We start from the raw sequence: 20,011 nt of genomic DNA on the forward strand, positions 1-20,011 counted from the left end.
TGGATATGTATTAATGGCGACATGATAAATAATCGTACAATTACCTTGAGTTTAGTGGCAGGCGCCAGTATTATGACGCGTCAATTTTTCAGCCGACCTTTAACACGTTCCTTGCCTCCCCGGGCCTCGGCTGACCCAGACAGGAGGCTGAATAATCCGTAAGGAGCAATTCGATGCGTCATTACGAAATCGTTTTTATGGTCCATCCTGACCAGAGCGAACAGGTTCCGGGTATGATCGAACGCTACACTGCTGCCATCACTGGTGCAGAAGGCACGATCCACCGTCTGGAAGACTGGGGCCGCCGTCAGCTGGCTTACCCGATCAACAAACTGCACAAAGCTCACTACGTTCTGCTGAACGTTGAAGCGCCGCAGGAAGTGATCGATGAGCTGGAAACTACCTTCCGCTTCAACGATGCCGTTATCCGCAGCATGGTTATGCGTACTAAACACGCTGTTACCGAAGCATCTCCGATGGTTAAAGCGAAAGACGAGCGTCGTGAACGTCGCGATGATTTCGCTAACGAAACCGCAGATGATGCTGAAGCTGGGGATTCTGAAGAGTAATTTCTGATGACCAACCGTCTGGCGTTGTCCGGCACCGTGTGCAGGGCTCCCCTTCGAAAGGTCAGTCCATCAGGAATTCCTCATTGCCAGTTCGTGCTTGAGCATCGTTCTGTGCAGGAGGAAGCCGGGTTTCACCGGCAGGCGTGGTGCCAAATGCCCGTTATTATTAGCGGACACGAAAACCAGGCCATTACTCACAGTATAACGGTCGGTAGCGCAGTGACCGTTCAGGGGTTCATCTCTTGCCACAAGGCAAAGAACGGCCTGAGCAAAATGGTTCTGCATGCCGAGCAGATTGAATTGATAGATTCTGGAGACTAGCCATATGGCACGTTATTTCCGTCGTCGCAAGTTCTGCCGTTTCACCGCGGAAGGCGTTCAAGAGATCGACTATAAAGATATCGCTACGCTGAAAAACTACATCACCGAAAGCGGTAAGATTGTCCCAAGCCGTATCACCGGTACCCGTGCAAAATACCAGCGTCAGCTGGCTCGCGCTATCAAACGCGCTCGCTACCTGTCCCTGCTGCCGTACACTGATCGTCATCAGTAATCGGTCACGGTCCATTAATACGACTTTGAGAGGATAAGGTAATGCAAGTTATTCTGCTTGATAAAGTAGCAAACCTGGGTAGCCTGGGTGATCAGGTTAACGTTAAAGCGGGCTATGCTCGTAACTTCCTGGTACCACAGGGTAAAGCTGTTCCTGCTACCAAGAAAAACGTTGAATTTTTCGAAGCGCGTCGCGCTGAGCTGGAAGCTAAACTGGCTGACGTTCTGTCCGCTGCTGAAGCTCGTGCTGAGAAAATCAACGCACTGGAAACCGTAACCATCGCGTCTAAAGCTGGCGACGAAGGTAAACTGTTCGGTTCCATCGGTACTCGCGACATCGCTGACGCTGTAACTGCAGCTGGCGTTGAAGTAGCTAAGAGCGAAGTTCGTCTGCCGAACGGCGTTCTGCGTACCACTGGTGAGCACGAAGTGAGCTTCCAGGTTCACAGCGAAGTGTTTGCTAAGCTGACTGTAAACGTAGTTGCAGAATAAGTTTTTATTCTGATTACCGCGTAAAAGCGCCGGCCTTGTGTCGGCGTTTTGCTTTTCTGTTCCCTCCGCTTTTCGCTCTGGCTATTCTTTATCCTTTTCGGGATAATCATAAAAATAAAACATTATTTCAAAGTGGTGATGGAATGGAACCAACGCACCAACCTCTGTTTGCGCGTAAAAATGTTGTCTACCTGAGCGCAGCGTTCTGCTGCCTGCTGTGGGGGAGCGCCTATCCGGCGATCAAAAGCGGATATGAGATCTTCCAGATTGCCACGGATGACATTCCTTCAAAAATTGTCTTTGCCGGCTATCGCTTCCTGTTTGCTGGATTATTGCTGCTATTGCTGGCGGTGGCGCAGCGTAAACCGATTGGCCGGTTAAGCCCGCGTCAGTACGGTCAGCTCACGCTGTTGGGACTGACGCAAACCTCGCTGCAATACATCTTCTTCTATATTGGCTTGGCGTTCACGACGGGTGTAAAAGGGTCGATCATGAACGCGACCGGCACCTTCTTCAGCGTGCTGCTGGCCCATTTTATCTATCAGAACGACAAGCTGAGCTACAACAAAGTGCTGGGCTGTATCCTGGGCTTTACCGGCGTAATGGTGGTGAACTTTAGCAGCGGACTGGATTTTAACTTCAGCCTGTTAGGGGACGGTTCAGTGGTGATGGCGGCCTTTATTCTTTCTGCCGCCACGTTATACGGTAAACGCATTTCTCAGACGGTAGACCCGACGGTAATGACAGGATATCAGTTGGGTGTCGGCGGTCTGGCGCTGGTTATCGGCGGCTACGCTTTTGGTGGCACGCTGACCGTACACGGCGCGTCTTCAGTGGCGATTCTGGGCTACCTGACGTTACTCTCTTCGGTCGCTTTTGCGTTATGGAGTATTCTGCTCAAGCATAACCGCGTGGGGATGATTGCGCCGTTTAACTTCCTGATCCCGGTTTCGGGGGCGGTTCTGTCGGCGATATTCCTCGGCGAAAACATTCTCGAATGGAAATATGCGCTGGCGCTGGTGCTGGTCTGTTCCGGGATCTGGTGGGTGAACAAGGTGAAGCGCTGACGCTTCACCTTGATGTCTGATGCGCTGTGTTTATCAGGTCTACAGGTGTGCTGGTTAACGGGCGCGAATAAAACTGCCGTTAGGTTGTCGAGTAAACAGTACCTGCTGACCATTACCGGTATCAATGGTTAATCCCGTTACCACGCCGTTGGCATTCTGCCTGATTTGTACCATCTGGCCGTCTTTCAGGTTGCTCAGCGGTTTTCCGGCACCTTCAACCTGCGCCATTGCGTATACATCGGTTGGCGGGAGGTTATGGTCACGGAATACCTGCGCCAGCGTTTTGCCCGAGTCTACGCGATAGGAGCGCCACTGCTGCTCAATTCCACTATCCTGTTGGAAAGGTTGCGTCTGCGGCTGCGCGTCTGGTTCTCCTTCCTGGATTGGCTCTGGGGCAAGCGGAGCGACCTGGCCCGGATCGTTTTGCGGGGCGACCAACTGTGCCTGCAGTTGAGCTTCGGTCGGCGGCTGCGACTGTGACTGTAAATCCAGCTGGGCAGTACGCGTAACCACAGGGGCATCGCTGGTGTCACTGGAGGGCAGCAGGAAGCCTATCACCAGCACGATAGCAGCAATTATAATGCCGCGTCGGTGCATAGGCGGTAGCGGATCCATAATGCGAAAATTGTCCGGTGCATGCCAGATTTTCGCCAGGGTTGGTTTTAATTCAAAGCGCCCGGGCATGGCTTTCCTCCTGCTCCGCGTCTCGTTCCTCGATCATAGAGTATAGATGGCTAATGCTATGATGTTCGTCATATTACCCGCTTTCGTGACGTCAACGCGGGGTATTCCTATTGTTTATGTTTCCTCGCGATTTGTCATCTGTTCCCGAGACAAAGTTTTACCGGATGCGGCATGGCTGATATGCTGCCCGCTACTTTACATCCGATGAAAGGAAATATGATGGCTAACCCGACTTTTGACACTATCGAAGCGCAAGCAAGCTACGGCATTGGTTTGCAGGTAGGACAACAGCTGAGTGAATCCGGACTGGAAGGACTGTTGCCTGAAGCGCTGGTAGCGGGTATCGCTGACGCGCTGGAAGGTAAGCACCCGGCAGTGCCGGTTGATGTTGTGCATCGCGCACTGCGTGAAATCCACGAACGCGCTGATGCAGTACGTCGCGAGCGTTTCCAGGCTATGGCGGCTGATGGCGTCAAATATCTGGAAGAAAACCGTGAGAAAGAGGGTGTGAACAGCACTGAATCCGGTTTGCAGTTCCGTGTTCTGACTCAGGGCGAAGGTGCTATTCCTGCGCGTACTGACCGCGTTCGCGTGCACTACACCGGTAAACTGATCGACGGTACCGTGTTTGACAGCTCTGTCGCACGCGGCGAACCGGCTGAATTCCCGGTTAACGGCGTGATCCCTGGCTGGATTGAAGCGCTGACCCTGATGCCGGTAGGTTCCAAATGGGAACTGACTATTCCTCAGGAACTGGCTTACGGCGAGCGTGGCGCTGGCGCGTCCATTCCTCCGTTCAGCACACTGGTGTTCGACGTTGAGCTGCTTGAGATCCTGTAAGCAGTGACTTCTGTTCCCTCCGAGGCCGGGGGGAACAAAAAAATAGCGTGAAAAGCTATAGTTACGTGGTTGTCGATATTTTATTTTGCAAATGCCTCGTTAGCGTGTATTTTTGTGAGCTGATTCGCGCTATCAGAGTGATATGACACTCACTTTAAACATTAAATTAACATTATATCTAAATCTTAGTATTCATCCCGCCAATTCTTACCTAATATCGATGAGTCCTGATAATCAGGAACGTCGTATCATAGACACACTAAAGGCCGTAGAGCCTGAACAACACAGACAGGTACAGGAAGAAAAAACATGGTAGATCAGGTAAAAGTCGACGCCGCTGAAGAGGCTTCGTCTGAACAGTCGCTACGGCGCAATCTCACAAACCGTCATATTCAACTTATTGCCATTGGTGGTGCTATTGGTACCGGCCTGTTTATGGGCTCTGGTAAAACCATCAGCCTCGCCGGACCGTCGATCATCTTTGTGTATATGATCATCGGTTTTATGCTGTTTTTCGTGATGCGTGCAATGGGTGAATTGCTGCTCTCGAATCTGGAGTACAAATCTTTTAGTGATTTCGCCTCTGATCTGCTCGGGCCATGGGCCGGGTATTTTACCGGCTGGACTTACTGGTTCTGCTGGGTTGTTACCGGGATGGCAGACGTTGTCGCCATTACGGCGTATGCGCAATTCTGGTTCCCCGAACTTTCAGACTGGGTCGCCTCGCTGGCGGTGATCGTGCTGCTGCTGAGCCTCAACCTTGCCACTGTAAAAATGTTCGGTGAGATGGAGTTCTGGTTTGCGATGATCAAAATCGTCGCCATCATCGGCCTGATTGTCGTTGGTCTGGTGATGGTGTTGACGCACTTCCAGTCGCCAACCGGCGTTCAGGCATCGTTCACGCATCTGTGGAATGACGGTGGCTGGTTCCCGAAAGGTCTGAGCGGCTTCTTTGCTGGCTTCCAGATAGCCGTGTTCGCGTTTGTGGGTATTGAGCTGGTGGGAACGACCGCTGCAGAAACCAAGGACCCAGAGAAATCTCTGCCGCGCGCCATTAACTCGATTCCGATCCGTATCATCATGTTCTACGTTTTTGCACTGATCGTGATTATGTCCGTAACACCGTGGAGCTCGGTAGTGCCAACCAAGAGCCCATTCGTTGAACTGTTTGTGCTGGTCGGTCTGCCTGCCGCGGCGAGCCTGATCAACTTTGTGGTGCTGACTTCAGCTGCTTCTTCCGCAAACAGTGGCGTGTTCTCTACCAGCCGTATGCTGTTCGGCCTGGCACAGGAAGGCGTAGCGCCTAAAGCATTTGCCAAACTGTCTAAACGCGCAGTTCCGGCGAAAGGTTTAACCTTCTCCTGTATCTGTCTGCTGGGCGGCGTGGTGATGCTTTACGTGAACCCGAGCGTGATTGGCGCGTTCACCATGATCACTACCGTGTCGGCGATTCTGTTCATGTTCGTCTGGACCATCATTCTTTGCTCGTACCTGGTGTACCGCAAGCAGCGTCCGCACCTGCATGAAAAATCAATCTACAAGATGCCGCTAGGCAAGCTGATGTGCTGGGTATGTATGGCGTTCTTCGTCTTCGTACTGGTACTGCTGACGCTGGAAGATGATACCCGCCAGGCGCTGATCGTGACGCCGCTGTGGTTCATCGCGCTGGGTCTGGGTTGGTTGTTTATCGGTAAGAAACGTATGGCTGGTATGCGTTAATTTTAGTGCCCGGTAGCGCGATGCTTACCGGGCCTGAATTCCGTAGGCCGGATACGCGTTAGCGCTATCCGGCGATATCTTTACTCCCCGGCGAGAGCTCGCGGGAACAATACATTATTTTCCAGACTGATGTGTTCCATCAAGTCGTCGATCATCTCGTTAATGCCGTTATACATGGCTTTCCAGGTGGTGCAGGCTTCTGGCGGCGGCGTCACGTTATGGGTGATGTGTTTGATCACTTCGACCAGTTCACCGGCATCGTCATGTTCGCTTTCCATCACGCTGATTGGTCCCATCGCCTGGCTACCCATGCCCTGTTTGATCATCGGGAACAGGATCTGCTCTTCTTTCATCATGTGGCTGGACAGCTCTTCATGCAGCATGGTCAGGTTTTTCGCCAGACCGCGTGGTACGTTCGGTTTATCTGCGTGAACGCGTTCAACTTTCGTGGCCTGCAGGATCAGTTCCGGTAGCTGTTCGCGGTGTCTGTCGTGATAACGCACGATGATATGATCGATGATTTCAGCCAGTGCCACGGTACGCCAGTCTTTCTCCAGCGGCTGTTCAGCCAACTGCGCGAGCTGTGCCTCAATAACGTCTAAATCCAGCTCTTTACGCGCAGCAGCGCGTGCCAGCGTTTGCTTACCGCCGCAGCAGTAATCCATATCGTATTTACGAAACAGGGCCGAAGCGCGAGGAATAGAGAGCGCCAGTTCACCTAAAGGTTGATCGCGATAAGACATTGCCGTTACCTCATTCTCAATAATATAAGATGTATTTTAAATGCAACTTATGGCGAAGGATATAACCCTTTCGGGGTGGGGTGTTTTGTGAGGAATGTCACGAAAATTTCTTGTTTCGTTAAGGTGCTGAATCTTATTAGAAAGGAGAGGGATGGCGAAAAAAGCCGCGCGACAGGATTAAATAAGCGCACGCCGCTGCCGATAGTTAGACCTCAGACAATACCTGCATAATAAAAGGCTACAGATGTTTAAACGAATCAAAGTGATAACCCTACTTATCACCGTGTTACTCGCCCTGGGCGCGATGCAGCTCATCTCCGCGGGCGTCTTTATTGGCGCGCTCAATAACGATAAGCAAAACTTTAACGTCTCTCAGCTTTCCAGCCAGAACGTGGCCGAGTTTACCGATGCGTGGATTAGCCTGAACCAGGCTCGCGTCACGCTCAACCGGGGCATGTTGCGTTTACAGGGAACGATGGCCAGCGAGATTAACGGCGGTCAGTTGAAGGAACTGGTGAACACGGCAAATCGCCTGTTGGCCGAATCGAAAGAGCATTACGATAAATACTACGCCCTGCCGGAAACGCCGGGGCTTGATGAACATCTGGCCGATCGACTGGAAGAGCAGTACGGCATCTATTCTGCGACGCTGGCTAAAATGAACGCGCTGCTGGCTGAAGGTAAGCTGGAAGAGATGTTCAAGCAGAATGCCGAGCAAAAGCAAACGGCCATGCAGGAAGTCTATCGGGAATGGCGTAGCGCGCAAACGGCGCTGGCCACTGCCGGGGTGCAGGACAATGAGAGTGATTACCAGAAGATAATCTGGATGCTGTCTGCCGTGATGCTGATTGTCGTCACCGTGATTATCGCCAGCTGGCTGGCGATGCAGCGAGTGCTGCTCAAGCCTCTCCACGAAGTGATGGAGCATATTCGCCACATTGCTGCGGGTGATTTGACGCACAGCATCAACGCCGATGGCAGCAATGAGATGGCGCTGCTGGCAGTCAACGTTCGCGACATGCAGCAGGCGCTGGCGAACACAGTCAGCGTGGTGCGTGACGGGGCTGACACCATCTATACCGGCGCAGGTGAAATTGCCGCCGGCAGTAACGATCTCTCTTCACGTACCGAGCAGCAGGCCGCCTCTCTGGAAGAGACTGCTGCCAGCATGGAACAACTCACCGCTACCGTGAAGCAGAACGCGGATAACGCGCGTCAGGCGACCAGTCTGGCAAAAAATGCCTCACAGACGGCGCAGAAAGGCGGAACCGTGGTTGATGGCGTGGTGCGTACGATGGATGAAATTGCCACCAGTTCCAGCAAAATCGCGCAAATTACCAATGTTATCGACGGCATTGCCTTCCAGACTAATATTCTGGCGCTGAACGCGGCAGTAGAAGCGGCGCGTGCGGGCGAGCAGGGGCGCGGGTTTGCCGTGGTCGCTGGCGAGGTCCGTACACTGGCACAGCGTAGCGCTCAGGCGGCGAAAGAGATTAAGGCGCTGATTGATGACTCGGGGAATCGGGTAAATGCTGGTACGGCGCTGGTGCATGAAGCGGGTGAAACGATGGCGGAAATTGTGAGCGCCGTGACCCGTGTGACCGACATCATGGGCGAGATAGCCTCGGCCTCTGATGAACAGAGCCGGGGTATCGATCAGGTAGGTCAGGCGGTTGCCGAGATGGATCGCGTGACGCAGCAAAACGCCTCGCTGGTGGAGGAGTCCGCTTCCGCCGCCGCCGCGCTCGAAGAGCAGGCAGCACGACTGAATCAGACCGTAGCGGTGTTTAAAGTTTAACGTCTACTCCGGCCTACAAAATAATACCTTGTAGGTCGGATTAGCGCAGCGCCGTCCGGGCCATTATGATTGTGGAACCACGACGACGCTTGGTTTCTGTGGTTTGGCTCTGACGGCTATCACCACCCCAACAATCAGCAGCGCAATGCCGCTTACCGTCAGCAGCGGCGGGAATTCCTGGCGCAGGATAAAGGTGTACACCAGGCCAGCCAGCGTTTCGAAGACAATCAGCGGGCCGAGGATCACCGTCGGCAATTTTTGGCTGGCGACGTTCCAGCACAGTGCGCCAACCCACGAACACAATACCGCAATCGCTATCATCAGGCCGATAAACACGCCCGGACGCGGGCCGAAGGGCAGGGCAAAGTCCGGCGTTTGCCCGTTCAGCCACAGGCAGGCTGCAATATAACCGAGCAGAGAAACAGGCAACGTTACCAGTGCCTGGGCCGTCGCCCACATCATCGGGTGCTTATCTGGATTCTCGCGCAGCCAGCGGGCATTACGCAGCGCATACCACGCCCAACACACTACCGAGATCAGCGCCAGCGCGATTCCAGAACCATAACGCCAGCCGCTAAAGTCGGGTAAGCCTTGATTCAGCTCCGAGATATTCACGCACAGCAGACCGATACCAATCAGCACCAGCGCAGGCGACAGACGCCACCATGATAATTTGCCGTCGCGCTGGCTGTAGAGCAGGTTAGCGAAGACCGGGATCACAACCGGCAATGTACCAATAATCATCGTTGAAACCGGCGCGCCAGTGCGCTGGATAGCGCTTGCCAGGCAAACGTAATAAATCAGATTACCCATCATCGTTAACGCCAGCGCAGTGACCCAGTCTTTGCGCGTCAACTGACGCAAGCGCACACGCCCCAGCCAGGCAATCGGCAACGCTATTAGCCCCAGCGCCAGATAGCGCCCCATCGACTGCAATACCGCCGGATATTCCGGTACGATCAGCGGCCCAACAAAAATTAATCCCCACATTAGCCCAGCCAGCAGGGCATACAACACGCCGCTAATCATTTTTGACATCCACATCGCTTAACAATAAGTCGAGTGTAGGCAGGAAAAATGCAGCCGTATTGTATGAGATTGCTGTTCAACGCCGGACGACTTGTTTCTGATAACGTACCGGCGTAATACCATAGCGATGGGTAAACGCGCGGGTGAGATGCGACTGGTCGGTGAGGCCGGTTGCGGCAGCGACCTCCGCGGCTGGCATTCCGTGAGTGAGAAAACCTTTGGCTCGCCACAGGCGGATCGCCATCAGCATCTGGTGCGGCGTGACGTGGAAATGAGATTTAAACTGGCGCTGAAAATGCCAGGGGCTCAGCGCTGCAACCCGCGCCAGTTCGTCGAGCGTGACCGGGTGCATATAATTATCGTGCAAATACTCGCGTACCCGCTCAAAGCGATGCGATCCCTCCAGTAATACCGGCGCATGGCGGGCCAGCGGCTGGAACGTGTCGATCAGATCGAGTAATAGCCCTTTTTGCGCCAGCGGATCCTCAGTGTTCCACAGGCCATGGATCAGCGAGCAGATCTGGCGCGAGCGTAGCGGATCGTGACGCGTTACGTCATGAAACCACCAGTGGCGGATCCCGGTGACTTCTTCCAGAAGCTCTGGCTCAAGATAGATCATCCGATAGCGCCAGCCGTCGGCGGTTTCCGCTTCGCCGGTATGTAGCTCATCGGGATTCATGGTGACGACGGAATGGGCGGGGGCCACGTACTGCGTGCCGCGATAGCGAAAACGTTCGGCTCCGGCTTCTATCGCGCCAATACCAAACGCTTCATGGGTGTGGGGTTCAAAGGCGTAACGCGAGATGTGCGCATGATACAGCTCAACGCCCGGCACCTGTGCCAGATGGCGAAAGCGAGCGCTGTCTTTCTCATCAATAAACTGCTCAGGTACACCTTGCACGTCTTCTCTCCCCACGCATCATCATGTCATTATCAGAGAGGATGCGCGGGGATGCCACCACAATTAACCAATTTTTAACACTTACACGATGCCTTTGACGCTGTCTGCCAGCGACGTGGTTGGGCGACCAATCAGTTTGCTCAGCGTATGGCTGTCGTCGAAGAGGCCACCTTTAGAGGCACCAACGTCTGAGTCAGCCAGCATGTCCGCCAGTCCGGCAGGCAGACCAACACTTTTCAGCGCGGCGGCAAAATCAGCTTCGCTCAGATTTTGATACACCACTTTTTTACCGCTCTGTTTTGCCAGTTCGGCCGCCAGCTGGCTCAGGGTCCAACCTGCGTCGCCCGCCAGTTCATAGATTTTACCGGCATGACCGTCTTCACTGATGACGCGCGCAGCGGCAGCGGCATAGTCGGCACGGGTCGCCGAGGCGATTTTGCCTTCTCCCGCCGCCCCAATAAACACGCCGTGTTCCAGTGCGGCTGGTGCGCTGGCGAGATAGTTTTCGGTGTACCAACCGTTACGCAGCAGCGCGTACGCGATACCGGATTCAGCCAGCATCTTCTCGGTTGCGACATGCTCATCAGCCAGCCCCAGCGGGGAGCGATCGGCGTGCAGCAGGCTGGTGTAGGCGATAAATTTCACGTGGGCCGCTTTCGCCGCGTTAATCACGTTGCGATGCTGCGGGGCACGTTGTCCCACTTCGCTGGAGGAGATTAGCAGTAACTTGTCTATCCCCTGTAAGGCCGTGGTAAAGGCAGCTTCATCACTGTAATCCGCCTGCCGAACGGTAATGCCCTGCTGGCTAAGCGCCGTCGCTTTAGCAGGATTACGCACAATAGCCACAATCTGGCTGGCAGGAACGGTTTTCAGTAGCGTTTCAATAACGTGTTGGCCCAGTTGGCCAGTGGCACCAGTAATCGCGATCATAGGATAACTCCTTTGGTATTGGTCTTGTGTTTAATCACATTAACACCTAAACTTACTTTTAGTAAGTACGTACAAAAAGGTTAGTATGAAAATGACAGCTTTGACGCTCTCCCAGCAATTACGTGATGGCAATTTGTTTGCCGAGCAGTGTCCCTCCCGCGAGGTGTTAAAACACGTCACCAGCCGCTGGGGTGTATTGATTCTGGTGGCGCTGCGCGACGGTACGCACCGCTTCAGCGATTTGCGCCGTAAGATGGGCGGCGTCAGTGAAAAAATGCTGGCGCAATCCCTGCAGGCCTTAGAACAGGACGGGTTTATCAATCGGGTGTCATATCCGGTGGTACCGCCGCATGTGGAGTATAGCCTGACACCGTTGGGTGAGCAGGTGAGCGAAAAAGTCGCAGCGCTGGCGGACTGGATAGAGGTGAATTTGCCGCAGGTTTTGGCAAATCATACCGTTAAGAACGAAGACGTCCCGGCATCGACGTAAACGACCCGGTCGGGCTTGCCGGATGGCGCAGTGCCACCCGGCGTGGTCTTACTTACTCAAATCCAACTGATAAATGGCGAAGCCGATGTCATCGGTAGCGACTTTCTTCAGTGGATACTGGCCTTTCTCTTTGATAAACGTAGCGGCTTTATCAGACGGTGATGTTTCAAAGCGAATATCCAGTTGTGTCTCGCTGTGAATCGGCGCCAGACGCCAGTTGTTATCTGCCGCTGGATGAATTTCGCCTGCGCTCTTTGTCTGGGAACCTATCCATGCTGCCAGCACCGAGCGGTTTTCATCTGGTGATGCAAACGCGATGTGGCTGTCGCCGGTCCCGGCAAACTTACCGCCGTAGGCGCGGTAGTTGTTGGTCGCGACGAGGAAGATTGCGTTCGGATCGATCGGTTTGCCGTTAAAGGTCAGATTTTTAATACGCTCCGCTTGCGGGTTAATCGTCTGGCATTCACCGTCATAGCGAGCGGGTTGTGAAACATCAATCTGATAATTCACGCCGTCAATCACGTCGAAGTTATAGGTACGGAAGCCATCCCAGTTAATTAACGACTGTGGTTTGCTGCTGTGGATATCAATCTGATTAAACTGCCCGGCGGAACATTCCAGCCACTCTTTCACCTCTTTACCGCTGGCTTTCACCACGACCAGGGTATTGGGATAGAGATACAAATCAGCGGCGTTACGGAAGGTAAGCTGACCTTTTTCGACTTCGACAAAGCTGGCCGGATCGTTCTTGCGTCCACCGACTTTAAACGGCGCAGCGGCGGAAAGTACCGGTAGTTTTGCCAGGTCCGGATCGCCCTGGATAAAATGTTCCACATAGGCTTTCTGCGCGTTATTCACCACCTGCACGGTCGGGTCGTCCTGAACCAGCGCCAGATAGCTGTACATGTTGTCGGCAGATTTACCGATTGGCTTGCTGACAAACTCACGCGTGGCATCGTGATCGGCTTTTAGGATCTCAACGATTTTTTGGTCTTCGCCAGCCAGTGATTTTTTGGCCGCGGCGTCATAAATCGGGCGCGCCTGCGCTTTCCCCTGCGTAACCTGCCATTTACCGCTATCGTTATTCAGCACTAAATCTACTACGCCCAGGTGATCGCCCCACATGCCCGGCATCACCGCAGGAACGCCATTGAGCGTACCTGTTGTGATATCTGCGCCTTTGATGTTGGCAAAGTCTTTCCCCGGGAAAACGGCGTGAGCGTGACCAAACATAATGGCATCCACGCCCGGAACTTCACTGAGGTAGTAAACGGAGTTTTCCGCCATCGCCTGGTATGGGTCGGCAGAAAGCCCGGAGTGAGCAACCACCACCACGACATCGGCACCTTTGGCTCGCATTTCCGGCACGTATTTACGTGCGGTTTCCGTAATGTCATTCACGGTCACTTTGCCGCTGAGGTTGGCTTTATCCCAGGTCATGATCTGCGGCGGCACAAAACCGATATAGCCAATTTTCAGCGTCTGCTTGTTTCCTTCCTGATCGACAACCTCAGTCTCTTTGATCAGATAAGGAGTAAACAGCGGCTTTTTGGTCTTAACGTCGATGATATTGGCGTTAACGTAAGGGAACTTCGCCCCGGCTAGCGCGTTGTGCAGATACTCAAGACCGTAGTTAAATTCATGGTTGCCAAGGTTACCCACTGCGTAATCCAGCGTATTCAGTGCCTTATATACCGGATGCGTTTCGCCCGCTTTCAGCCCCTTGGCCGCCATATAATCCCCGAGCGGGCTGCCCTGAATCAGATCACCGTTATCAACCAGCACGCTGTTTTTGACTTCACCACGTGCTGCGTTGATCAGGCTTGCCGTACGAACCAGGCCAAATTTTTCAGTCGGCGTATCTTTGTAATAATCGAAATCCATCATATTGCTATGTAAATCAGTGGTTTCCATTATGCGCAGATCGACGGTCGCGGCATTGACGCTGGCTGCAATCAGCGTGGCCAGAAACGTTGCACTAAACTTAATCATCAGGGGCATCCTTTTAAGATCTAAGCCACAAAAGAAAATGTATATAAATCTTCTTGCTTACAGAACTGTGAATCATGACATGAATATAGCGTTTAAAACCGCAGACGCTATCACAGTTGGCGGATCCTTTGGCGATCGGGTATAAGTAAAACAACGAGTTAACACCACGACAGAAACGAGGTGGAGAATGTTAGAACATGTATGCCAGCTTGCACGGAATGCGGGCGATGCCATTATGCAGGTCTACGATGGAATCAAACCGATGGAGATTACCAGCAAGCAGGACGATTCTCCGGTCACGGCGGCGGATATCGCCGCGCATACGGTGATCCTCGAAGGATTACTGGCGCTGACGCCGGATATTCCGGTCCTGTCTGAAGAAGCGCCTCCTGGCTGGGATGTTCGCCAGCACTGGCAGCGCTACTGGCTGGTAGACCCGCTGGACGGTACCAAAGAGTTCATTAAGCGTAACGGTGAATTCACCGTCAATATTGCGCTTATCGAGCAAGGAAAGCCGGTACTGGGCGTGGTTTACGCGCCGGTGATGAAAGTGATGTACAGCGCGGCAGAAGGTAAAGCGTGGAAAGAAGAGTGCGGCGTGCGCAAACAAATCCATGTTCGCGACGCGCGTCCGCCGTTGGTGGTGATTAGCCGCTCGCATGCTGACAATGAGTTAAAAGAGTATCTGCAACAGTTGGGTGAGCACCAGACCACGTCGATTGGCTCATCGCTGAAGTTCTGCCTGGTGGCGGAAGGGCAGGCACAGCTGTACCCACGTTTTGGGCCAACTAACGTATGGGACACCGCCGCTGGCCACGCTGTTGCCGCCGCAGCCGGGGCGCACGTTCACGACTGGCAGGGGAAATCTCTGGATTACACCCCACGTGAATCATTCCTCAACCCCGGCTTTCGCGTCGCTATTTACTGAGTAATTTGTGCAGCAGGGCAATAACCTGCTGCACCTCTTCCTGCGTCAACGCACCATCTTTTGCCCACTGAACGCGTCCGTCCTTATCAAGTACGGCGATAGCGGAGCTCTCTTCATCCAGTTGCCAGGCTTTACGCGCAATGCCATTGCTGTCGACAATAAATTGTGACCACGGGTAGAGCTTCTTATTGCTCTCCAGACTGCTGCGCACAAACATACCGGAGCCAGGAATAGCGTCATCGGTGTTGACGATCGTGGTGGTCTGGTATTTGTCGTGCGGCAGGTTGGCCGCCTTGATTGCCTCGATCAGCGTAGCATTTTTCTCTTTGGCGGAGGTGCGTCCGGCAATGTGTTGCACAATTCGCACTTTCCCTGGCAGCTGCGCGCTATTCCAGCTTTTGTAGCTAAACTTATCGTTATCGAGAATCAGTTCGCCACGATCGGCGATCCCCACCGGCGGTACGCGCTGGTTAGTCTCAAACGAATGCGCACAGGCAATCATCGGCAGCAGCAGGCACGATAGCGCCAGCAGTTTTTGTAAGGTCATAGGTTTTCCTTCTTTCTTTATTTTGCAGGTGATCCGACCACTTGGGTCTGGAATTTAATCATATGTGCGATTGATGCTTTTTCCCGCAAGCGCGATGCCAGTTTGCGGACGGGCGCACAAATCCTGCGAAAAATGAAGGCTTATACTGAAGACAGCGAAGCGTTGAAAAGATAATTCTGAATATTTGTAACCTGAAGGTAAATAAACTTATACACGCTGGAAACATGAGCGAGATAGTCTATAGTCATAGGGCATTAAAATTTGCGCCTGAGGATTGTCGGACCGATTGTGGTACCGCAAAGGCGTAATGCTCAGCAGGAGACAACAATGAAAATTTTCCAACGATACAACCCGCTGCAGGTGGCGAAGTACGTGAAGATCCTGTTTCGTGGACGGTTATATATCAAGGATGTAGGCGCTTTTGAATTTGATAAGGGTAAGATTCTTATCCCAAAAGTGAAGGACAAACTGCATTTTTCCGTGATGTCCGAAGTTAACCGTCAGGTCTTGCGTCTGCAAACTGAGATGGCTTGATCAAAGTGCTATGCGGTAGTTAAAAAAACGGCTCCTGGATGGGAGCCGTTGATGTTTCTGCAGGACGCTAAGACGCCTTTGCCTCTTCTTTTGCATCCGGCAGTTTCGGTACCAGTACGGTAGGTTTACTGTCCAGACGCGTCACCAGCAGCTGATCAATCTTGTAGTTATCGATATCCACCACTTCAAATTTGTAGCCTGAATACTTCACCGAGTCGGTGCGTTTCGGGATTTTACGCAGCATGAACATCATAAAGCCGCCGATGGTTTCATAGTTGCCGGACTGCGGGAACTCATCGATATCCAGGACGCGCATAACGTCATCAATCGGCGTACCGCCATCGACTAACCATGAGTTTTCATCGCGCGCCACGATCTGCTCTTCCAGACCCTGACCGACTAAATCGCCCATCAGCGTAGTCATAACGTCGTTGAGCGTGATAATCCCCACCACCAGCGCGTACTCGTTCATGATGACGGCAAAGTCTTCGCCTGCGGTTTTGAAGCTTTCCAGCGCTTCAGAGAGCGTCAGCGTATCCGGCACAATCAGCGTATTGCGGATCTGTACGCCACTGTTCAGCGCCATGCTTTGGTTCGCCAGTACGCGGTTGAGGAGATCCTTTGAATCGACATAGCCAATGATGTGGTCGATATCTTCGTTACACACCAGGAATTTGGAGTGTGGGTGTTCCGCCACCTTGTTCTTCAGGCTTTGCTCATCTTCGTGGAGATCGAACCAGATAATATTCTCGCGCGAGGTCATGGAAGACGGTACGGTACGGGATTCCAGTTCGAACACATTTTCAATCAGCTCATGTTCCTGCTTACGCAGAACCCCTGCCAACGCACCCGCTTCGACCACGGCGTAAATATCGTCCGAGGTGATGTCGTCTTTACGCACCATCGGGATCTTAAACAGACGGAAGATGTTATTTGCCAGACCGTTAAAGAACCACACCAGCGGGCGGAAGACGAGCAGGCAGAAGCGCATCGGGTTGATGATACGCAAAGCCACAGCTTCTGGCGCAATCATACCGATGCGTTTCGGAGTTAAATCCGCGAACAGGATGAACAGGCCAGTAACCAGCGAGAACGACAGAATAAAACTTAACTGTTCGGACAGCTCTGGAGTGAAGTACTTCGAGAAAAGGCTGTAAAACGCCGGGGAGAATGCCGCATCACCGACAATACCACCGAGAATAGCGACCGCGTTAAGGCCAATTTGCACGACGGTAAAAAACATGCCGGGGTTTTCCTGCATCTTCAAAACACGTTGTGCGTTTACGTTGCCTTCATCGGCAAGCAGTTTAAGTTTTATTTTGCGTGATGCAGCAAGCGAGATCTCGGATATCGAGAAAAACGCACTCACGGCGATCAGGCAGAGAATGACTAAAATACTGTTTAACATATCTTATCCGACCGTTAAGGCCAGATCCTCGGAAGGGAGAAGTTGATAAATCCATGTGAAAACCGGCTCGTGGCGTTGAGCCGGTAAATTCAGAAGCTAGTATAGCGTAAGGTACTGTAAAGTCGCCAGAGGAGCTTTTTTGGCCTTATTCTGCGGGGTTAAGCCTACGTACCATCTGCATCTCACTTTCGCTATAAGGCGAACCATCCGGCTTCAGCACATCATGAAACCATAGCGATGCCGTCGCTTCGTCAAGCGGGATATCCGGCCACGGCAACCAGGTTTGCGTTTTCCCTTGTACCAACCCCCAGTGAAAGCTGGAAACGCGCTGGGCGCTAAACAGCGGTAGCTGCTCTTCTATTCGGCTATCAACATGGCGTGCCAGCCATTCGGTACAAAAGAGCGGCCTGCCAAATTCGGCCAACTGCGACAGAAGAGACAACTGGCCTGGGGTATCGACGTAGGCATGGTAGCTAATCACATCGGAAAGCCGCAGCGCGGCGATATCAACAGGATGCGTAAACGCATTCCCGCACGCAGTGCGATCGTCAATATGCCAGGCCGCTACGGTCAACGGTTGAGACGGTGACTCCTGCCGTGCCCAGCCAAACAGATGGGTCATCAAGGTTAAGGCGTAAATTTCCAGCCTATCGTCATAGTGGGTAAATTCGCCAGTATGACAAAAAATCCCGCCGTTGCCTGGCTCATTATATAAATCCCAGACGCTGATACGTGAGTCATGGCGAAAGTAACGGATGATATCTCTGACGTAGGCTTCAATTTGCGGCCAACAGCGTCGGTCCAGCACGCAGGCACGGCCTGGGCTACCCGCTGCCTGGCTATTGTGAACGCCGGGAACTGGGGCCTTTTGCTGGCCGATAACGGGCTCATCACCGGAAAAAGCGCAGTCGTCGAGCAGCGTCAGCATCACTTTTATGCCGTGGCTACGGGCAATGTTCAGGAAGAGATCAATGCGCTCGAGCAGCCCATCGCGGTCATGCTGCCAGACGGTAAACGGTAAATTTGTTCGTAGCTGGTTATAGCCATACTGGCTGGCCCAGCCGAGTTCCTGATCGATAGTGCTGCTATCGAAACTCTCTGCCTGCCACATTTCGAGCCAGTTAACCGCGGTGCGCGGCAAATAGTTAAAACCGCAGCCCCAGGGTTGATCTTGATACCAGCTTTGCGCTCGTGTTTTGCTCCATGGGTTATACATGATGCGCTCCTTATTCGGCATCTGAGAGACTGACGCGTCCTGCCGTACGCTGCGTGGCGCTGCCACCCCAAACTTCATCGTATTCGTAGCCGGTAAGCTGTTTTATCACCACCCGGGTTTCTTCATCGCAGTCGCGATAGTTGCCACCCAGCTTGCGGCGGGCGATCTCTTTGAGCAGAACTTTGTGGGTTTCGCGGGTAAGTTTAAATTTGTAGGTGGCGTAGAAACTCACCGCCAGCAGCGCCGCAGTAGCAAAGATCATCAATCCGATAATGGCGTGTAATGCGCTTTCCGGCTGTGCGCCGCTGCCTTTTACAAAGCCTGCCTCTTCCAGCACCATGCCGATAAGCAAAATAGCGATTGCCACCGTACTTTTACGGGTGAGTACCATAACACCCGCAAAAATCCCTTCGCGGCGCTGTTGGGTCACCATCTCATCGATATCAGGAATAAAGCTGTAGATATTCCACGGGATATAGTAAAGACCGGAACGTGCCATACCAAGCAGAATAAATATCGCAGAGAACAGAATATTGGACACCTGGGTTTCGGTGTAATAAATAACAAATAAAAATACCAATACGCTAAATATACAGGTGTAAGCGAGGCGTAGTGCTGCTGATGGGGTTATATTGAGTTTGTTCAGTAATAGCATAAACCCATAGGTGCCAAAAACTGAAGCGAAGGCGGCAATACTTAACCAGCCAGAAACGGAGGCTACATCCTGACTCAAGCAATAAACTACGTAATAGGTAAATACTGACCCGAATACATCCATAGCGGTAAATGAGAAAATATAAATAATAATATGCAGGCGAAATGCCCGGATCCTGAAAGAAGAAAACAGATCGAGTATCAAATATTTAAGGTGATTCAGTATCCCGCTATTGCGCTGCAGGTTAGTTTGAAATGTCTCTTCCTGAACGTCTTTGGCCTCCCACGTGCAGCGCCAGGTTATGAACACGGCGAGGCAGAACACGACGGAAAATATCAGCCCGGTTAGTGTATAGGTAAATGGGTTATCTTTGCCCGTAAACTGCATCAGGATACCGGGTACCGATACGGCAAGGAATCCGCCCAGCTGCGAGCAGATCATGCGCATACCGGAGAGGCGGCTGCGTTCTTCGTAGCGGTTAGTCATTTCTGCGGCCAGGGTTTCCCACGGCACTAGCACCATCGCTGACAGCAGCTCAATCGACAGATAGGTTCCCAGGTAGTACCAGTAACCCATGTCGGTCAGCCATAGCAGGGCATAGAGAAACATTAAAGGACAACTGAGTAATAAAAAGAAGCGGCGACGGCCAAATCTTCGACCTAGCCAGGTGTTGCCAAAGTTATCGGTGATATAACCCATAATTGGGCTAAGTACAGCATCAATCACGCGGGCAATGGCAAATATTGATCCTGCTTCCAGCACGCTTAAACCGCAGTAGGTTGTGTAAAAAAATAAAAGCCATGTTCCGATAATGGCGAAAGCACCGCCGCCAAATAAATCAGTAATGCCATAGCCGATCGCTACACCATAACTGACTCTGCGTTCAGTTGGTTTGACCATAATATTTTCCAGTATGT

At 52.6% G+C, this 20,011-nt stretch carries 21 protein-coding genes; 11 read left to right on the plus strand and 10 right to left on the minus strand.

The genetic code is table 11. The annotated features are described in order from the left end of the window. The first annotated feature begins 173 nt into the window (after positions 1-173). From rpsF to KQJ19_RS10000, 5 genes are all read left to right on the plus strand, one after another. Positions 174-569, plus strand: coding sequence for a 30S ribosomal protein S6 (rpsF, locus tag KQJ19_RS09980; protein ID WP_016151433.1), 396 nt, complete (start codon positions 174-176; stop codon positions 567-569). 6 nt (positions 570-575) lie between these two features. Continuing rightward, entirely contained in the window at positions 576-890 is a 315-nt protein-coding gene (gene priB, locus KQJ19_RS09985; protein WP_003025674.1) for a primosomal replication protein N, read from the plus strand. Positions 891-894: 4 nt separating this feature from the next. Further along, entirely contained in the window at positions 895-1,122 is a 228-nt protein-coding gene (gene rpsR, locus KQJ19_RS09990) for a 30S ribosomal protein S18 (protein ID WP_000135199.1), read from the plus strand. Positions 1,123-1,163: 41 nt separating this feature from the next. Continuing rightward, a complete protein-coding gene (gene rplI / locus KQJ19_RS09995) occupies positions 1,164-1,613 on the plus strand; it encodes a 50S ribosomal protein L9 (RefSeq protein WP_003025676.1) in 450 nt (149 codons plus the stop codon). A gap of 143 nt (positions 1,614-1,756) precedes the next feature. Next, positions 1,757-2,680, plus strand: a complete 924-nt coding sequence (locus KQJ19_RS10000; protein ID WP_016151434.1) for a DMT family transporter — start codon at positions 1,757-1,759, stop codon at positions 2,678-2,680. A 54-nt stretch (positions 2,681-2,734) separates the two neighbouring features. On the opposite strand, the gene KQJ19_RS10005 is transcribed toward KQJ19_RS10000, so the two are convergent. Then, positions 2,735-3,364 carry an OapA family protein gene (locus KQJ19_RS10005; protein ID WP_216403611.1) on the minus strand — a complete coding sequence of 210 codons (630 nt, stop codon included), beginning with the start codon at positions 3,362-3,364 and terminating at the stop codon, positions 2,735-2,737. Between the two features lie 219 nt (positions 3,365-3,583). Here KQJ19_RS10005 and fklB point away from each other — a divergent pair, with 219 nt between their 5' ends. Together fklB and cycA are read left to right on the plus strand one after the other, a co-directional pair. Further along, a complete protein-coding gene (gene fklB, locus KQJ19_RS10010; protein WP_003025685.1) occupies positions 3,584-4,204 on the plus strand; it encodes an FKBP-type peptidyl-prolyl cis-trans isomerase in 621 nt (206 codons plus the stop codon). A 309-nt stretch (positions 4,205-4,513) separates the two neighbouring features. After that, a complete protein-coding gene (gene cycA / locus KQJ19_RS10015; RefSeq protein WP_016151437.1) occupies positions 4,514-5,923 on the plus strand; it encodes a D-serine/D-alanine/glycine transporter in 1,410 nt (469 codons plus the stop codon). Positions 5,924-6,003: 80 nt separating this feature from the next. Here the strand turns inward: cycA and ytfE are convergent, their stop codons facing one another. Beyond that, positions 6,004-6,666: an iron-sulfur cluster repair protein YtfE gene (ytfE, locus tag KQJ19_RS10020; protein WP_003025690.1), complete on the minus strand. Its 663-nt coding sequence runs from the start codon at positions 6,664-6,666 to the stop codon at positions 6,004-6,006. Positions 6,667-6,910: 244 nt separating this feature from the next. Between ytfE and KQJ19_RS10025 the strand changes: the two genes are divergently transcribed. Further along, on the plus strand, positions 6,911-8,464 hold the full coding sequence (locus KQJ19_RS10025; protein ID WP_047499980.1) for a methyl-accepting chemotaxis protein: 1,554 nt from the start codon (positions 6,911-6,913) through the stop codon (positions 8,462-8,464). A 63-nt stretch (positions 8,465-8,527) separates the two neighbouring features. Here KQJ19_RS10025 and KQJ19_RS10030 read toward each other — a convergent pair whose 3' ends face one another. The 3 genes from KQJ19_RS10030 to KQJ19_RS10040 form a co-directional block, all read right to left on the minus strand. Continuing rightward, positions 8,528-9,493, minus strand: a complete 966-nt coding sequence (locus tag KQJ19_RS10030) for a DMT family transporter (RefSeq protein WP_016151440.1) — start codon at positions 9,491-9,493, stop codon at positions 8,528-8,530. A gap of 76 nt (positions 9,494-9,569) precedes the next feature. Continuing rightward, positions 9,570-10,394, minus strand: coding sequence for an AraC family transcriptional regulator (locus tag KQJ19_RS10035; RefSeq protein ID WP_216403612.1), 825 nt, complete (start codon positions 10,392-10,394; stop codon positions 9,570-9,572). An 81-nt stretch (positions 10,395-10,475) separates the two neighbouring features. After that, positions 10,476-11,324 (minus strand): SDR family oxidoreductase, encoded by an 849-nt coding sequence (locus KQJ19_RS10040; protein ID WP_016155524.1) that lies wholly within the window; start codon positions 11,322-11,324, stop codon positions 10,476-10,478. A gap of 85 nt (positions 11,325-11,409) precedes the next feature. Between KQJ19_RS10040 and KQJ19_RS10045 the strand changes: the two genes are divergently transcribed. Then, positions 11,410-11,814, plus strand: coding sequence for a helix-turn-helix domain-containing protein (locus KQJ19_RS10045; protein WP_047358571.1), 405 nt, complete (start codon positions 11,410-11,412; stop codon positions 11,812-11,814). A 48-nt stretch (positions 11,815-11,862) separates the two neighbouring features. Here KQJ19_RS10045 and cpdB read toward each other — a convergent pair whose 3' ends face one another. Further along, on the minus strand, positions 11,863-13,806 hold the full coding sequence (gene cpdB, locus KQJ19_RS10050) for a 2',3'-cyclic-nucleotide 2'-phosphodiesterase (protein ID WP_216403613.1): 1,944 nt from the start codon (positions 13,804-13,806) through the stop codon (positions 11,863-11,865). 187 nt (positions 13,807-13,993) lie between these two features. On the opposite strand from cpdB, the gene cysQ reads away from it, so the two are divergent. Further along, the gene (cysQ, locus tag KQJ19_RS10055) at positions 13,994-14,734 is read left to right on the plus strand and encodes a 3'(2'),5'-bisphosphate nucleotidase CysQ (protein WP_016151445.1); all 741 of its coding nucleotides are present in this window, start codon (positions 13,994-13,996) and stop codon (positions 14,732-14,734) included. On the opposite strand, the gene KQJ19_RS10060 is transcribed toward cysQ, so the two are convergent. Beyond that, positions 14,724-15,281: a YtfJ family protein gene (locus KQJ19_RS10060; protein WP_016151446.1), complete on the minus strand. Its 558-nt coding sequence runs from the start codon at positions 15,279-15,281 to the stop codon at positions 14,724-14,726. The two genes, cysQ and KQJ19_RS10060, sit on opposite strands and share 11 nt — an antisense overlap. Before the next feature lie 327 nt (positions 15,282-15,608). Here KQJ19_RS10060 and KQJ19_RS10065 point away from each other — a divergent pair, with 327 nt between their 5' ends. After that, the gene (locus KQJ19_RS10065) at positions 15,609-15,815 is read left to right on the plus strand and encodes a DUF1107 domain-containing protein (RefSeq protein ID WP_003025710.1); all 207 of its coding nucleotides are present in this window, start codon (positions 15,609-15,611) and stop codon (positions 15,813-15,815) included. A gap of 67 nt (positions 15,816-15,882) precedes the next feature. On the opposite strand, the gene KQJ19_RS10070 is transcribed toward KQJ19_RS10065, so the two are convergent. The 3 genes from KQJ19_RS10070 to KQJ19_RS10080 form a co-directional block, all read right to left on the minus strand. Beyond that, a complete protein-coding gene (locus KQJ19_RS10070) occupies positions 15,883-17,223 on the minus strand; it encodes a hemolysin family protein (RefSeq protein WP_003830418.1) in 1,341 nt (446 codons plus the stop codon). Positions 17,224-17,368: 145 nt separating this feature from the next. Further along, positions 17,369-18,439 carry a 1,4-beta-xylanase gene (locus KQJ19_RS10075; RefSeq protein ID WP_200108325.1) on the minus strand — a complete coding sequence of 357 codons (1,071 nt, stop codon included), beginning with the start codon at positions 18,437-18,439 and terminating at the stop codon, positions 17,369-17,371. A gap of 10 nt (positions 18,440-18,449) precedes the next feature. Further along, a complete protein-coding gene (locus KQJ19_RS10080) occupies positions 18,450-19,994 on the minus strand; it encodes an MFS transporter (RefSeq protein ID WP_049283040.1) in 1,545 nt (514 codons plus the stop codon). Positions 19,995-20,011 lie beyond the last annotated feature (17 nt).

This window comes from Citrobacter sp. S46_ASV_140 (genome assembly GCF_018919545.1).
Taxonomy (GTDB): Bacteria; Pseudomonadota; Gammaproteobacteria; order Enterobacterales; family Enterobacteriaceae; genus Citrobacter; species Citrobacter braakii.

What these genes read in the sequence shown, in the direction of transcription:
- KQJ19_RS10070 (WP_003830418.1), bottom strand. Translation starts at nt 17,223, where the DNA reads ATGTTAAACAGTATTTTAGTCATTCTCTGCCTGATCGCCGTGAGTGCG.
- cycA (WP_016151437.1), top strand. Translation starts at nt 4,514, where the DNA reads ATGGTAGATCAGGTAAAAGTCGACGCCGCTGAAGAGGCTTCGTCTGAA.
- KQJ19_RS10000 (WP_016151434.1), top strand. Translation starts at nt 1,757, where the DNA reads ATGGAACCAACGCACCAACCTCTGTTTGCGCGTAAAAATGTTGTCTAC.
- KQJ19_RS10065 (WP_003025710.1), top strand. Translation starts at nt 15,609, where the DNA reads ATGAAAATTTTCCAACGATACAACCCGCTGCAGGTGGCGAAGTACGTG.
- priB (WP_003025674.1), top strand. Translation starts at nt 576, where the DNA reads ATGACCAACCGTCTGGCGTTGTCCGGCACCGTGTGCAGGGCTCCCCTT.
- KQJ19_RS10040 (WP_016155524.1), bottom strand. Translation starts at nt 11,324, where the DNA reads ATGATCGCGATTACTGGTGCCACTGGCCAACTGGGCCAACACGTTATT.
- ytfE (WP_003025690.1), bottom strand. Translation starts at nt 6,666, where the DNA reads ATGTCTTATCGCGATCAACCTTTAGGTGAACTGGCGCTCTCTATTCCT.
- rplI (WP_003025676.1), top strand. Translation starts at nt 1,164, where the DNA reads ATGCAAGTTATTCTGCTTGATAAAGTAGCAAACCTGGGTAGCCTGGGT.
- KQJ19_RS10005 (WP_216403611.1), bottom strand. Translation starts at nt 3,364, where the DNA reads ATGCCCGGGCGCTTTGAATTAAAACCAACCCTGGCGAAAATCTGGCAT.
- cysQ (WP_016151445.1), top strand. Translation starts at nt 13,994, where the DNA reads ATGTTAGAACATGTATGCCAGCTTGCACGGAATGCGGGCGATGCCATT.
- fklB (WP_003025685.1), top strand. Translation starts at nt 3,584, where the DNA reads ATGGCTAACCCGACTTTTGACACTATCGAAGCGCAAGCAAGCTACGGC.
- KQJ19_RS10030 (WP_016151440.1), bottom strand. Translation starts at nt 9,493, where the DNA reads ATGATTAGCGGCGTGTTGTATGCCCTGCTGGCTGGGCTAATGTGGGGA.
- KQJ19_RS10045 (WP_047358571.1), top strand. Translation starts at nt 11,410, where the DNA reads ATGAAAATGACAGCTTTGACGCTCTCCCAGCAATTACGTGATGGCAAT.
- rpsR (WP_000135199.1), top strand. Translation starts at nt 895, where the DNA reads ATGGCACGTTATTTCCGTCGTCGCAAGTTCTGCCGTTTCACCGCGGAA.
- KQJ19_RS10080 (WP_049283040.1), bottom strand. Translation starts at nt 19,994, where the DNA reads ATGGTCAAACCAACTGAACGCAGAGTCAGTTATGGTGTAGCGATCGGC.
- rpsF (WP_016151433.1), top strand. Translation starts at nt 174, where the DNA reads ATGCGTCATTACGAAATCGTTTTTATGGTCCATCCTGACCAGAGCGAA.
- KQJ19_RS10025 (WP_047499980.1), top strand. Translation starts at nt 6,911, where the DNA reads ATGTTTAAACGAATCAAAGTGATAACCCTACTTATCACCGTGTTACTC.
- cpdB (WP_216403613.1), bottom strand. Translation starts at nt 13,806, where the DNA reads ATGATTAAGTTTAGTGCAACGTTTCTGGCCACGCTGATTGCAGCCAGC.
- KQJ19_RS10060 (WP_016151446.1), bottom strand. Translation starts at nt 15,281, where the DNA reads ATGACCTTACAAAAACTGCTGGCGCTATCGTGCCTGCTGCTGCCGATG.
- KQJ19_RS10075 (WP_200108325.1), bottom strand. Translation starts at nt 18,439, where the DNA reads ATGTATAACCCATGGAGCAAAACACGAGCGCAAAGCTGGTATCAAGAT.